At 46.5% G+C, this 13,326-nt stretch carries 10 protein-coding genes; 3 read left to right on the forward strand and 7 right to left on the reverse strand.

Annotated features, from left to right (window positions below; translation table 11 throughout):
• Window positions 1-75: 75 nt before the first annotated feature.
• Window positions 76-273: a cupin domain-containing protein gene (locus tag ACX0G9_RS21695; protein ID WP_459067056.1), complete on the forward strand. Its 198-nt coding sequence runs from the start codon at window positions 76-78 to the stop codon at window positions 271-273.
• A 225-nt stretch (window positions 274-498) separates the two neighbouring features.
• Entirely contained in the window at window positions 499-1,464 is a 966-nt protein-coding gene (locus tag ACX0G9_RS21700; RefSeq protein WP_459067057.1) for a cation diffusion facilitator family transporter, read from the forward strand.
• 4 nt (window positions 1,465-1,468) lie between these two features.
• Here ACX0G9_RS21700 and ACX0G9_RS21705 read toward each other — a convergent pair whose 3' ends face one another.
• Together ACX0G9_RS21705 and ACX0G9_RS21710 are read right to left on the reverse strand one after the other, a co-directional pair.
• Window positions 1,469-3,550 carry a putative porin gene (locus tag ACX0G9_RS21705; RefSeq protein WP_459067058.1) on the reverse strand — a complete coding sequence of 694 codons (2,082 nt, stop codon included), beginning with the start codon at window positions 3,548-3,550 and terminating at the stop codon, window positions 1,469-1,471.
• 77 nt (window positions 3,551-3,627) lie between these two features.
• Window positions 3,628-4,452, reverse strand: a complete 825-nt coding sequence (locus ACX0G9_RS21710) for a purine-nucleoside phosphorylase (RefSeq protein ID WP_459067059.1) — start codon at window positions 4,450-4,452, stop codon at window positions 3,628-3,630.
• Between the two features lie 99 nt (window positions 4,453-4,551).
• On the opposite strand from ACX0G9_RS21710, the gene ACX0G9_RS21715 reads away from it, so the two are divergent.
• Window positions 4,552-7,350 carry a PKD domain-containing protein gene (locus tag ACX0G9_RS21715; protein WP_459067060.1) on the forward strand — a complete coding sequence of 933 codons (2,799 nt, stop codon included), beginning with the start codon at window positions 4,552-4,554 and terminating at the stop codon, window positions 7,348-7,350.
• Between the two features lies 1 nt (window position 7,351).
• On the opposite strand, the gene ACX0G9_RS21720 is transcribed toward ACX0G9_RS21715, so the two are convergent.
• From ACX0G9_RS21720 to ACX0G9_RS21740, 5 genes are all read right to left on the reverse strand, one after another.
• Window positions 7,352-7,987 (reverse strand): 4'-phosphopantetheinyl transferase family protein, encoded by a 636-nt coding sequence (locus tag ACX0G9_RS21720; protein WP_459067061.1) that lies wholly within the window; start codon window positions 7,985-7,987, stop codon window positions 7,352-7,354.
• Window positions 7,988-8,069: 82 nt separating this feature from the next.
• Window positions 8,070-9,464 (reverse strand): FAD-binding oxidoreductase, encoded by a 1,395-nt coding sequence (locus ACX0G9_RS21725; RefSeq protein ID WP_459067062.1) that lies wholly within the window; start codon window positions 9,462-9,464, stop codon window positions 8,070-8,072.
• A 2-nt stretch (window positions 9,465-9,466) separates the two neighbouring features.
• Entirely contained in the window at window positions 9,467-9,853 is a 387-nt protein-coding gene (locus ACX0G9_RS21730) for a hypothetical protein (protein ID WP_459067063.1), read from the reverse strand.
• A gap of 31 nt (window positions 9,854-9,884) precedes the next feature.
• Window positions 9,885-12,275 (reverse strand): ABC transporter permease, encoded by a 2,391-nt coding sequence (locus tag ACX0G9_RS21735; RefSeq protein WP_459067064.1) that lies wholly within the window; start codon window positions 12,273-12,275, stop codon window positions 9,885-9,887.
• Between the two features lie 58 nt (window positions 12,276-12,333).
• A complete protein-coding gene (locus tag ACX0G9_RS21740) occupies window positions 12,334-13,320 on the reverse strand; it encodes a M56 family metallopeptidase (RefSeq protein ID WP_459067065.1) in 987 nt (328 codons plus the stop codon).
• Between the last annotated feature and the right edge of the window lie 6 nt (window positions 13,321-13,326).

Genomic DNA, 13,326 nt, shown 5'->3' on the forward strand with positions numbered 1-13,326 from the left:
TCCACATATGCCGGCCGTATGCCGGTTGAATGCTCCGGTCAACCATCTTTGCCGTAAATTCGGAAAAAAATTACCATGCAACATCTTGACGATATCCCCTCCAAACAAACCCTACCCGGGTTTTCCGGGAAAATGATCCATGGCGATTCCAGCAGCCTTGTCTTTTGGAATATCAAGGAGGGCAGTATCTCTCCGGAGCACCATCATGTACATGAACAGATCACCTATATCATAGAAGGAGAACTGGAAATGACCATCGGCGGTGAAAAATAGCTGTTCACGGCTGGTATGGTACATGTGATCCCCTCACAGGTACCTCACTCCGCCATTGCCAGGACCGATTGCAGTATTATCGACACCTTTTCTCCCGCAAGAGATGATTACCGGTAAAAAATATCGATTATTTAAATCATGGTTGCAAATATAGGAGGCCTGAGATAAAGGGTTTGCCGGATTGAAGTACTAGTTTCGTACCGGACATCAAAGGTAAAATGCAATATGGCAAACTCGCGACATCAGAACGATCACAATCATGATCAAGGCCATGATCACCCTCACGGATTCAGCCTGGGTCACCATCATCACCCGGTGAATCTTAAGGGCATCAACCGGGCATTTATCATCGGGATAGTATTGAACTTCGCCTTTGTCATTATCGAAGCAGTAGTTGGACTCTCCATTCATTCTTTATCGCTCCTGTCCGATGCAGGACATAATTTAGCAGACGTAGCCAGCCTGGCCATGTCCCTGATCGCCTTCCGCCTGCTCAAAGTAAAACCAACCGACCGGTATACCTATGGTTTGAAAAAAACCACTATCCTCGTTGCCCTGCTCAATGCGGCCATTCTGTTGTTATCCCTGGGAGCGATCGGTTATGAGGCTTTGCACCGCCTGGGCAGTCCGGAGCCTTTACCCGGAAAGACTATTTCCATCGTAGCTGCCATTGGCATTGGCATAAATGCACTTACTGCCCTGTTATTTCTGCGTAACAAGGACAGCGACCTGAATATAAAAAGCGCATTCCTGCATTTGTTATCAGATGCAATCGTTTCCGCAGGATTGGTAATTGGCGGGATCCTGATTTTTTATACGAACCTCTTCTGGATCGATGCTGTCTTAAGCCTGGTGATCGCCATTGTGATCCTCTTCAGTACCTGGGGCTTATTAAAAGATAGTTTGCGTTTATCCCTGGACGGAGTACCCGAAGGAATTGAGATAAAAAAAATAAAAGAGATCATCGGTAAAATGCCTGGAGTAAAAGATTTTCATCATATTCATATCTGGGCGATCAGTACCACGGAAAATGCATTGACCGCACATCTGGTAGTAGGGCCGGAGAGCGATATGTCCGCAATCGAAAAACTCAAGCATGCCATAAAACATGAACTTCTCCATCAGAAAATCGGTCATGCAACCCTGGAGATTGAAATGGCTAATGCCCCTTGCAAAGAACCGGATTGTTGAACTACTAATTGACAAATCCCCAGAAGAAACCAAACCTTAGCAACAGGCCCGGAGAGGGATAGGTGGGCGTGACGAAATTATTCCGGTACCAACCGAACCCATGGGGGCTAAAGGCGATAGAATTGAGATTTTCTCCACGCAGATAAGCCGTGAAACTCCGGATACGAAAATGCATATATAGGGATATATCCGGCAAATGTTGACGAATCGTTGTATCGCTCTGTGAAAAGAACTGTCCGGTCAACGGAGCATACCCGTCGGCTTTATATCCGGTCACATACCGGATCTCTGTGCCAAAGCTAATGATCAGGTTCTTAAATCCGAAGGTCCCGTCGTACCCGACCTGGTTATGGGATACCAGTAAAGGCACATGGACCGGAGAAGATCCGGCGATCTGCTGCAGAATGGTCTGAGTTCTCCATTTCCAATGCCTTGTCAGGGAAAATTCTTTTTCTATGCTTATTTGTAAAAGATTGAAGAGTGAGGCCTGTCTCTGTTTGAAATAATCCTGGTAATAGGAGTAATTGCTCATCAGGAAATAAGACCCGCTTAATTTCATCTTATGCTGAGGTTGTTCAAGGGCCGCAAAAATGTGGGTTGTGTTTTCCTTGGCAAAAGTAGATTTCAGCGTATCGGAATAGAAGCTGGATTGCTGATCGTAAACGAAGGAAGGCGTTTTATTAGCGTTCTCAAAACCGACCTGCAAATAACCGACCTGTCGGCTCACATATCTTTTAAGACTGATAAAGGCATTATAATCCCCTGCATTCAACCCATTCAGATAAAATTTCCCGTAGGCCTCCACATCCCATTTCTGATTCCTGGTCTTATTTCTATATTCCCCATGGAGGAACGCATTATAGGTACTCAGTTTATGCGTGATATTGAGTTGGTTGCCCGGAGGAATCAGGCTGGACAGGACGGCCGTATCGAAAACGGCTTTTAGTAACTGCAAGGTTGCGCCTGCCTTAAAGAATTGCTGGGGGTTCTTGGAATCCGGAAACTGGTAAAGGGAAAAATCATTGGTCAGTTCCTTCCATTTATCCCGGCGGAATATAGTATCTGTCGGGTTGATATAAGGACGTTGGTACCTGGACGCATAATAGAACGAATCGATCACATAACTGCTGGCCGGGCTCGCCTGATCCATAAAACTGTAATCATGCGTATTATAGTAGATGGTATGTTCAATTCTTACCCGGGGATAGAACAATTGTACGATGGTTGAGTCGGTTACCACAGAATCCTTCTGACCGAGATCATATTGCTGGCGAAGTAAATAAGTTCCGGTTGCCGTCCGGGTTCCGGCAGTCAGGGTGGACCCGAAAATATTGGCATAGGACTTGGCCACATTATTTCCTATCCACACGGGTAAGGTGAATTGGTTGGCATAGGACACCGAATCCAGATCTCCGTTATTTCGAAGACCACCGTTATCGGAAGCGATCAACTTGCTGCCCACCAGGATAAAAAAGGCCTGGTAACGTTTACTCTTTGAACGGTACCAGGAACTCAGGCGATAATTATTATGCGTAGTGTTCTGGTTTACAAAAGCACCCGTAGAATTGATCAGCCGGTATTCAAATGCAAAATTCCAATTGGGCGTGATGTTCTGGGTATGTTGAACATCGATGACCTGCTCTGCCTTGCTACCTAATAAATAACCCAGTTCGGTGTATGGTTTGGTAGTATTATAGAATTTCGTATCCTCGACCTTGAATTTATACAGATCATATGCGTGCCAGCCCGGATCCCAACCAGACTGCATCCGGGGGGAAAAGACCAGGTCCTTTGCCGGTGTTCCCATATTACCCAGGTTGATCCAGGTTCGGGGCAGCGGGACTTTTTTTGAAAAATCAAGGATCGATGAATCCAGCTTCAGCAAACGGCTGGAATCCAGGTAACGATAATTAAGGGTTATCGTATCTGCCTTCCGGTGTTGTAATGTATCTCCTGCGCCGCTCTTTCCTCCCCCTCCCCCACCCATGTTCTGGAACCGGCCCAAAGGGTTCTGCGCACGGAGTGACAGGCTGAAGAAAAATAAGATCGCTAAAGCGCCGGTAGTTATTATTCGAGATCCCTTCACTGGTAAGAAAATTCCGGACAAGTTACTCATTAAGTGGTTGAAGACGTTTATAAAAAAAGTTAATATTCGCAGCGATTTTACAAGGCTGCGATCAGCTCTCTGAAAATTCCTGTTAATTTAGGTTCGGCTTCACGGGCAGCCAGTAATACTTCTTCATGCGTAATGATATTATCTTCATCCCGTATACCCAGATCGGTAATAACACTCATCGCAAAAACGGCCAACCCTGCATGTCTGGCTGCAATCACTTCCTGAACCGTACTCATTCCTACGGCATCCCCTCCTGCAATATGAAGCAATTTATATTCCGCACGGGTTTCGAAAGTAGGGCCCGTTACCCCTGCATATACGCCTTCCTGCAGCGGGATCTTCATACGGGCTGCAATAGCCTTAGCTTTAAGGATAAGTGTTTTGTCATAAGGTTCGCTCATATCGGGAAAACGGGGGCCCAGTTCATCAAAATTTTTTCCCAGGAGCGGATTGACGGTAAAAAAACTGATATGATCGTTGATGATCATCAGATCCCCCACTTTGAAGGCACTGTTCATTCCTCCGGCGGCATTGGATAATAACAAGGTTTCAACACCCAGGAATTTCATTACCCGGATAGGGAAGACTACCTGCTGCGGGGTATACCCTTCATAATAATGAAAGCGACCGGACAATACAACAACCTGTTTCCCGCCAATCGTTCCAAAAACCAGTTTGCCCTGGTGTCCTTCCACGGTGGATACGGGAAAATTCGGAATTTCCCCGTATGGAATTTCTTTTTCTATTTCGAGCTCGTTTGAAAAATTACCAAGGCCGCTCCCGAGCACAATTCCCACCCTGGGGCTGCCGGGATATTCCCCCTGAATATACCGAACAGTTGCCTCTAATTCCTGAATAAGGGTTTGCACCATAGATTGATTAAATAAACGGTTGCAAACCTACGTCAAAATGGCTATTTTACCGTTATTTTTACTTATTAGCCCGTTTCAACAAAAGTCCTGCCGAATAGCATGCTTAAGCCTCTTACTTATCTGTTTTTTTATTCCGTACTCCTGGCAGGTTTCATTCCGGCTGCACAGGCACAATTATGCACGGCAGGCAGCAGTCTCGGTGACCCCGTGGTCAACATTACCTTCGGATCAGGCCCAAATCCTGGTCCTCCGCTGACCGCTGCGACGACTGCATACCAGTTTCTCTCTTCTTCCTGCCCGAATGATGGCTTTTACACGCTCACCAATGCCACCATCGCCTGTTTTTCCAATTCCTGGCATACGGTCACTACCGATCATACCGGAAACCGGAACGGTTATTTTATGTTGGTCAATGCATCCATTCAGCCCAATGATTTTTATCTGGAGACGGTTCATAATCTTTGCAGTAATACGACTTATGAATTTGCCGCCTGGATCCTGAATATGATGCTCAGCTCCGGCTGTACCAATGGCGGTATCCGGCCAAATATTACCTTTAGCATAGAAACGACCGCAGGTGTGGTCCTGAAGACATTTAACACGGGAGATATCCCGGTCACCAGCGGCAATACCTGGACACAATACGGGCTGAATTTTACCACTCCGGCAAATGCCTTCGATGTCGTTTTAAGAATGACCAATAATGCCCCCGGGGGATGCGGTAATGATCTGGCCCTGGACGATATTACGTTCCGGCCCTGCGGCCCGAAAGTGACGGCAGGTATTCCCATTACAGGAAGGACGGCATCCAAGGACTTTTGTATAGATAACCAGGTCGCGCTAGGCTTTGATGGAACTGTATCGACCGGCTATGTTTCTCCGGCCTATCAATGGCAGGTAAGTATCGATACCGGGGTCAGCTGGACGGATATACCCGGGGCCACGATTACTTCCTACACCCGCCTACCGACTGCCGGTCCCGGACTTTACGAATACCGTCTCGCCGTGGCGGAAAATGCGAATATTGGCTTGCTGACCTGTCGTGTTCCTTCCAATCCTATCATCGTGACAGTTCATCCCAAACCGGTTCCGGCCGCAAAAAACGATGGCCCGGTCTGTGCCGGCTCACCCCTTCGGTTAATTGCAGGCGATGGCAGTCAGAATACCTGGACAGGTCCCGGCGGTTTTACAGCTACCGGCGGAGATACGCTCTTTATCCCGGCCATCCCCTTATCGGGAGCCGGAGTATACCAGGTGCTGGTGACCAGCAGTGCCGGCTGCACCCAAACGGACGCTACGACCGTAATGATTTTTCCCGTACCGGTGGGTGTGATCGGAACGGGCTTACCCGCTTGCGAAAAGAATGGATTGCCCTTTTCCGACCAATCCATAGCTCCTGTGGGACAGACCCTGCTCAAATGGTACTGGGACTTTGGAGACGGCTCGGTAGATTCGGTGCAGAACCCAGTCCACACCTATTCAGCTGCAGGCACCTACCCGGTAGGGTTGAAGGTGACCACAAATCTGGGTTGTCAGAACCAGCCCTTTACCAAAGACGTCGTGATCCATGATCTTCCCCAGCCTGATTTTACGTTGCCTGAAATCTGCCTCGCAGATCCTTCAGCTGTCTTTATCGATGTTTCTACGATTCCTGATAACAGCCATGCCTTATTTTCCTGGTCATGGGATTTTGGAGATGCGGCAGCCAGTTCTCCAGGCAACCCTAATTCATCCGGGTTGAAAGATCCTTCTCATAAATATAGTGCCGCAGGTCCTTATAACGTCCGGCTAACGGTCACGTCCAAAGACGGCTGTGTGAAGGACACGCTGAAAACTTTTACTGTCAATGGGTCTAATCCGGTAGCCGCTTTCAAGGTGGAGAATGGTATCGGTCTCTGCAGCAACCAGCCGGTCATCTTTACGGATGAAGCTTCCGTAAATCCGGGAAATATTATCCGGATGGAGATCTATTGGGATTATATGAATGACCCTGGTGCTAATACAACTAACAAAGATCCTGTGCAGGGTACTCAATACCCGCACACCTATCCCTATTTCAGTGCTCCTCCTGCACAGGACTACCAGGTACGTTATGTAGTCTATTCGGGTATCACCTGTATGCAGCAAACGACCCAAATCATTACCATTCAGTCAAGTCCTGAAGTACAGTTCGATGCCCTCGATCCGGTTTGTGAGGAGGTCGCTCCATTCCTTATCACGCAGGCGAAAGAATTGCATTCCTTTGCCGGGACCGGTGTTTACAGCGGAAACGGCATAAGCCCGGAAGGCCTTTTCGATCCACGCCAGGCCACCCCGGGAGTCGATACGCTGCATTACACGTTTACAGCCGCCAATTCCTGTTTTGCCGTTGCCGATCAGCATATCACCGTATATCCGCAGCCAAAAGCGGATGCAGGCCCGGACCAGCATATGCTGGAAGGGGGTTATACCATCCTGCAAGGCAGCGGGAGCGGTAATTCGGTGAGCTATTTCTGGACACCTGACAGCGCGATCGATAACCGGAAGATCCCCACACCCAGGGTTACCCCCTCTTCGGATATCGATTATTCCCTTATGGTAACTTCCAAAGATGGATGTGTGGACAGTTCGCAAGTCCATGTATATGTGCTGAAAACACCTATCGTCCCAAATGCCTTTTCCCCGAATGGGGATGGGATCAACGATACCTGGGTGATCCGTTATCTTGATGAATATCCGGGAGCTGAAGTGCAGGTCTTTAATCGTTACGGCCAGCAGGTATTTCATTCCATCGGGTATACAAACCCATGGAATGGCACCATTAATGGGCAGCCGTTGCCGGTAGCTACTTACTATTGGGTCATCAATCCCAGGAATGGGAGGAAACAGATGAACGGATCGGTAACGATATTGAGATAGTTTATAGTTGCCTGTACTCGATATTTATTTGATCGAAAAAAAGATCCGTCGCCAAACAGGCGCAATAATTACTGTTGATGTCCAGCACTTTCAAAAACCAGTAATCACCGTAACATCTCGCCATATTTTCAGATATATAAATTTCACGCAGTGGGATAAAAAGTCCCCTGTTATCTGCTTTAACCACGCTTTCTTTTATTGTCCAGAAAGTAATGAACGCTTTAAGTTGATCGGCGGAGGTCCCGATTACTTCCCATTCACGATGGGTCATTATATCTTCAAAATCAGGAAAGGAAACCGGTTTGATCTCTTCGATATCGATACCCAGTTTCACATCCTTTCCAATGGCACAAAGCACGTACTCTCCCGAATGAGATATATTAAAATCGAGATTACCCGAAAGATAGGGCCTGTTATATCTATTATACTTCAGATTTTCCAGGTATAGACCATCCATCCCGATCTTTTTCAGCCCCTCAAGTAACAATACCTTTCCCAGCAGGTTCGAAACCCTGTCCTTTTCCAGTTTGATCTGCCCGTTTTTTTCCTGCAGTTGTTTCGGAAGCAGTGAAAGATATTTCTGGTAAAGAGGTTCCGGGAAAGGGATCGTAATTTTTGTGTACAATATATGGATCATTTCTCCTTTGATATGGCAATTGATATGGGTATGGATATTAGTATGGGTATTTGTATGGGTATGGATATGCTATGGGGATAAGCTATGGGGATCTGTCCAGTAACAATTTTCCCGGATTCAAAATATGCGAAGGATCGAAGACCGATTTGATCTGCCGTAATAAAGAAAGATGCCGTTCGCTTAATTGCAGGGGCAGAAATTCCTGTTGAAGGCAGCCAATACCATGTTCCCCGGAAATGGTCCCTCCCAGGGAAAGGGCGGCACTATAAATTTCCTGCAAAAAGACTTTCTCGGTTAATCGGTTTTCCGGAATATCTTCTTTTTCGATCAGCAGCATAGTATGTATATTACCATCCATGACATGGCCGAAGGAGATCAATTCTCTGCCATTTTTCTTCCCTATATGGCCAGTCATTTCCAAATAATCGTTTACCCTGTCCGGTGGGACACAGGCATCGATGTCCCTGTATAACCACCCGTTATTTGTCATGGCAGTATCGATTCTCCTGCGAAGGCTCCATAAAAGGTCCATTTCCTGAATGGTGCTGCCCATTAAGATATCAACCGGGTCGTTCTCCCCGATCAAGTGGGAAAATCCGGTTATTACGGCGTCCGGATCCTCATCCCCGAACCCTTCCCATTCTACGAGCAAGTGAGCCTTTACCGGAAAATAAAGTAAAGGGTATTTCTCCGGCAGATAGGGGGTCGTCAGGGAAATGGCGCTTTCCGTAATCAGCTCAACGGCCGATGGGCGCGTGGCAAACCGGGACAAGGCCAAACTGGCATTGCAGGCATCCTTTGTATTCCTGAAGCCGGCCAGCAACAATTTCGTGCTGGCCGGCCGGGGCAATAACTTCAATACAGCTTTGGTAATGATTCCCAGCACCCCTTCACTGCCTATAAAAAGTTGCGTGAGATTAAAGCCGGTAGAGTTTTTATATACATTAGCCCCTGTCCAGATGATTTCTCCGGAGGATAAAACCACCTGCAGATTCAGGACAAAATCCTTTGTTGTTCCGTACCTGCAGGATTTCGGGCTTCCTGCGTTTAAAGCCAGGTTCCCCCCGATAAAGGAAGAACCTTTACTGCCGGGAACGACCGGATAATACATTCCATTTGCCGTTACAGCATCGCAGAATATTTCTGTGATAACTCCCGTTTCAACTATGGCATAACGATTGGGGACATCGATCGAAAGAATACGGTCCATCCGTTCCAGGGAAAGGACCACTCCCCCCTTTACCGGCAATGCCCCTCCGGTAACGCCCGTACCACCTCCCCGCGGAGTTACCGGAATATTGAAACGGCAACAAATCTGCAGAATGGCTGAAATTTCTTCCGGAGAAGCGGGTTTGACCAATATTTCAAATGGGCAGTCCTTATGGAGGGAATGATCCTTCGCATAATCAGGCATTATCTCTCCTGAGGAAAATACGTACTCCTTACCTACTATATTTACCATTTCCCGGATCAGCATGATCAAATCTTTTTATCATCTCCGATTTTCATGAACTTATCATATTGTTCAGGGGAAAGGACTGTTTTCAGCTTGGCCTTTAGCGCTTCCTTATTTCCCTTCATAGCCTGGGCTTTTGCATTCTCGGAACCCGGTCCCATCCGGATCTCATCTACGGATTTGGTATTGCCGAAATGGATATCAAAAACCTTTTTGGTAGTAGCATCATCCAGGGTAAGATCTTTTTTAAGCAGGTTGGCGAAATCATGGGATCGTTTGATCGCCTCCGTAGGCATATGCCATTCGTTACCCGTTTTTACCGGTTTTGGAAGCGTATCCTTTTTTTGTGCAAATAACCGGACGCCGCAGAATATAAATACCAGCATCACGGATAAGAGTTTACTTTTCATTGTTTTATTTATTTATAGTTTGAAAAAAACACTACTCGTTCCTCAATGACCGGATAGGATTGGCCAGCGCCGCCCGGAGGGTATGATAACCCACTGTGATCATAGCAACAACAAGGGTAAGTAAAGCAGCCAGGGCAAAGGTTACCCATGAAATAGGAATTTTATAGGCAAAATTCTCCAGCCATCGGTTGGCAGCATACCAGGCGGCGGGCATCGCAATAAAAAAAGCGATCAGCACCAGGAACAAAAAATTTTTGGATAATAGCCGGGAGATCGTCAGGACACTGGCGCCCAGGACCTTTCTAACGCCAATTTCTTTGGTTCGTTGCTGAATGGAAAGCGAAGCAAGACCGAAAAGACCGATACAGGAGATAAAAATAGTCAGCATGGCGCCGAAAGTAATGATCTGTTTCCATTTTGACTCTGCTTCATAACTCCTGATATTGAGCTCTTCCTTAAAATAATACTGGAAAGGATGAAAGGGTATCATCGCCTGGTAAGATTTCTCCAAAGCTTTCAGTGTCCGTGGCGTATTATTATGATTGATCCGTATCAGGAATTTCCCAAGTGGCAGGGAAGACTCCAGGGTAAATACCTGGGGTTGGATTTTTTCTTTCAAGGGTTCAAAAAAATAATCCTTTACCACTCCTGCAATGGTTATTTTACGATCTCCCCAATAAGGGAAATTCATAAAATCGATGGTCTTGCCCACCCCGTCCTTCCACCCTGCCGCTTTGACGAAGGTTTCATTGACCAATACGGAATTAACCGAATCAGAAGGAAAGTTTCTGGAAAAATTACGCCCGGCCACGAGAGGTACCTGCAAAACAGTCAGGTAATCCTCATCTACGTGTTCATATACGGCCCTGAACTCTTTACCCCCGGCTTTGGTCGGCCCACCGAAACGGCCTACATTCCTTGACGTTACTCTTTCCACCCCGGGTACTCTGGAAATTTCTGTTTTCATGACATCGTTCAAAGGTTTGTCCATGATGGCCTTATCAATAACTACCTCGAGAAGATCTTTATCGTTATATCCCAGGTTGGTCTTGGTCAGGAAATTAAACTGCGCATAGACGAACAGGGTAGCAATAATAAGGAAGTTGGCAATGGCGAACTGCAACACCACCAATCCCTTTGCCAGGTAATTTTCTCCATTCATCCGGGTCCTGTTATATAAGGATTCCACCGGATTGAACCCGGACAAAACAAGGGCGGGATAGACTCCGGCTACCAATCCGGTGATCAGGAACAAACCGACAAAACCGCCTACCAGCTTAAGATCGAAAAGATAGGAAAGGCTTAGCTGTTTATTGGCCAGGTCATTGAATACAGGCAGCAATAATTCTACCAGGACAATAGCCAGCGTGAACGAAATGAAACAGACGAAGAGGGATTCGCCCAGAAACTGTATCATCAGCTGGCTCCTAAGTCCCCCTATCACTTTCCGGATTCCTATCTCCTTGCTTCTTCTAAGGGATTGAGCTACCGTTAAATTCACGAAATTGATACAGGCAATTAATAAGATAAAAATAGCAATGCAGGAAAGAATATAGGAATATATCGGGTCGCTTGCCTCCGGCATACCGTCATAATTCTTATTGAGGTGCATTTGCGCGAACGGAAAGGCCCCCCAAACGAATTTATCATTATAACCAAGAAGCTTATTTTCATCCAATTCGTTTTTCGCCCTGCTTTCGAACACCTGGTTCATTTTTGCACTTACGCCTTTCAGATCCGATTTTGCATGTAAGACCAGATAGGTTGGATAGGAGAACCACATCCAACCGTTATCAGGATGGGTCGCCTCCAGATACTTGAATGGCAGGAGCATGGTAAATTTGATGCTTGAGTTCTGTGGGGCCTTTTTGGCAATTCCGCTGACCACAAAAGGCTCGAACCGGCCATCTATTTCCACGTCCAGGGTTTTCCCTGTAGGATCTCCTGAACCAAAATATTTTTTTGCCGTTTCATCGGTTAATACTACCGAATGAGGGTCCGCCAATACATTTTTCGGATCCCCGTCTATCATGGGAAAGGAGAACACAGAGAAAAAATTCTCATCCACCCATGTTCCCGCCTCGTTGAAGGTACCTTTATCATTTTTTACAACAAAAGGCTGTTTGTCAACCCGGACGAATTCATCGACTTCCGGTATATCCTGCTTAAAGGCCGGCCCTTGCACCATAGCCGCAATGGCGGACCGCTTATCCGCTTCCGTGGTGGAAAGACGGTCACAGGTCAGTTGATAGATCCGGTCTATGTTTTTATGAAAACGGTCATAACTCACTTCGTCCTTGGTATACAGAAGGATTAAAATACAACTGCAAAGGCCTATGCTGAGCCCGGTTATGTTAATGAAGGAAAAGACTTTATTGCGAAACAGGTTCCGGATCACCGTTTTAAAATAGTTCTTGATCATAGATAAGGTTTAATCGGTAAATGAATTGGCCGGTAAATCTATTGACCTAAAAAAGCACCTAATTCACTGTATAAATTTCGCCCTTGGAAGCTTTTGCTTCATCCAGACGTTTTTTCGCAAAATCACTCGCTGCCGAACGCCGCTCCTTTGAATGCGGTGGTAAAGGGATTTTGGTTTTCCCGATAACGGAGGTAAAAGAGAACAAGAGAACCAGTAATAGGGTAACCCCCAGTGAACCTGCTCTTCGGGCAAATGGATACGTGATACGCTTGTCACCGGAAATCATGAACAATCTCCTTTTTACCTGCGAAGTAAAAAAAGAATGGTATGGACCCTGGGATTTCCCTTCATTACAGGACAACAGCAATAACCGGGCGAGGAGAGCCGGTCCTCCGTCTTTTATCGATCCTTCATCGGCTATAAATTCATGGAGCAGATTCAATTCTTTCTGAACCAGCCAATAAAAGGGATTTATCCAGCATATACAAACGATGACCTGAAGAAAAAGCTTGTCATAGGTATGTTTTCCCCTGATATGTATAAGTTCATGTTGGAATATCTTTTCTCCGTAGGGGTCAAGCCGGGAAATATCTTCCCTCCAGAAAAGATTGTCCAGAAAAGAAAAGGGGGCCTGATCCATTTGGGTTTCTATGAGTTTAAATCCCTTCATCGGAATAACCGGATAACGGCCCCTGGCCCTATAGATCCATCTTATTCGCAGGAAGAGCCGGATGAGCAGCAGCAGGCTTACGGATAATACTGCTGTAAATACTGCCCATTCCCAGGTAAAGTGTAAGGGTAATGGCTGGTCACCCGCCCCGCTCAGGACGTAAACGAGTCTGAGAAAAGTGGCGGAGGAAAACCCTTCAAGACTTAACCCCTGAAAATGCAGGATCGGCAAAAAGAGGCTGAAGATGACCGTCAGCAATAAATAAATGCGGTTATAGCTATACATTTTTTTATTTCGCAGAACAAGCCAGTAACAGGTCACCAGGATACCGCTGCATAACAGTGATTTCAACAAATAGGAAAGAATTGCGTTCATAGGCTA

The organism is Flavitalea flava (assembly GCF_054461575.1).

Excerpts from the sequence above, each read along its gene's own strand:
- ACX0G9_RS21715 (WP_459067060.1), top strand. The coding sequence starts at position 4,552 with ATGCTTAAGCCTCTTACTTATCTGTTTTTTTATTCCGTACTCCTGGCA.
- ACX0G9_RS21695 (WP_459067056.1), top strand. The coding sequence starts at position 76 with ATGCAACATCTTGACGATATCCCCTCCAAACAAACCCTACCCGGGTTT.
- ACX0G9_RS21725 (WP_459067062.1), bottom strand. The coding sequence starts at position 9,464 with ATGCTGATCCGGGAAATGGTAAATATAGTAGGTAAGGAGTACGTATTT.
- ACX0G9_RS21720 (WP_459067061.1), bottom strand. The coding sequence starts at position 7,987 with ATGATCCATATATTGTACACAAAAATTACGATCCCTTTCCCGGAACCT.
- ACX0G9_RS21700 (WP_459067057.1), top strand. The coding sequence starts at position 499 with ATGGCAAACTCGCGACATCAGAACGATCACAATCATGATCAAGGCCAT.
- ACX0G9_RS21740 (WP_459067065.1), bottom strand. The coding sequence starts at position 13,320 with ATGAACGCAATTCTTTCCTATTTGTTGAAATCACTGTTATGCAGCGGT.
- ACX0G9_RS21730 (WP_459067063.1), bottom strand. The coding sequence starts at position 9,853 with ATGAAAAGTAAACTCTTATCCGTGATGCTGGTATTTATATTCTGCGGC.
- ACX0G9_RS21735 (WP_459067064.1), bottom strand. The coding sequence starts at position 12,275 with ATGATCAAGAACTATTTTAAAACGGTGATCCGGAACCTGTTTCGCAAT.
- ACX0G9_RS21710 (WP_459067059.1), bottom strand. The coding sequence starts at position 4,452 with ATGGTGCAAACCCTTATTCAGGAATTAGAGGCAACTGTTCGGTATATT.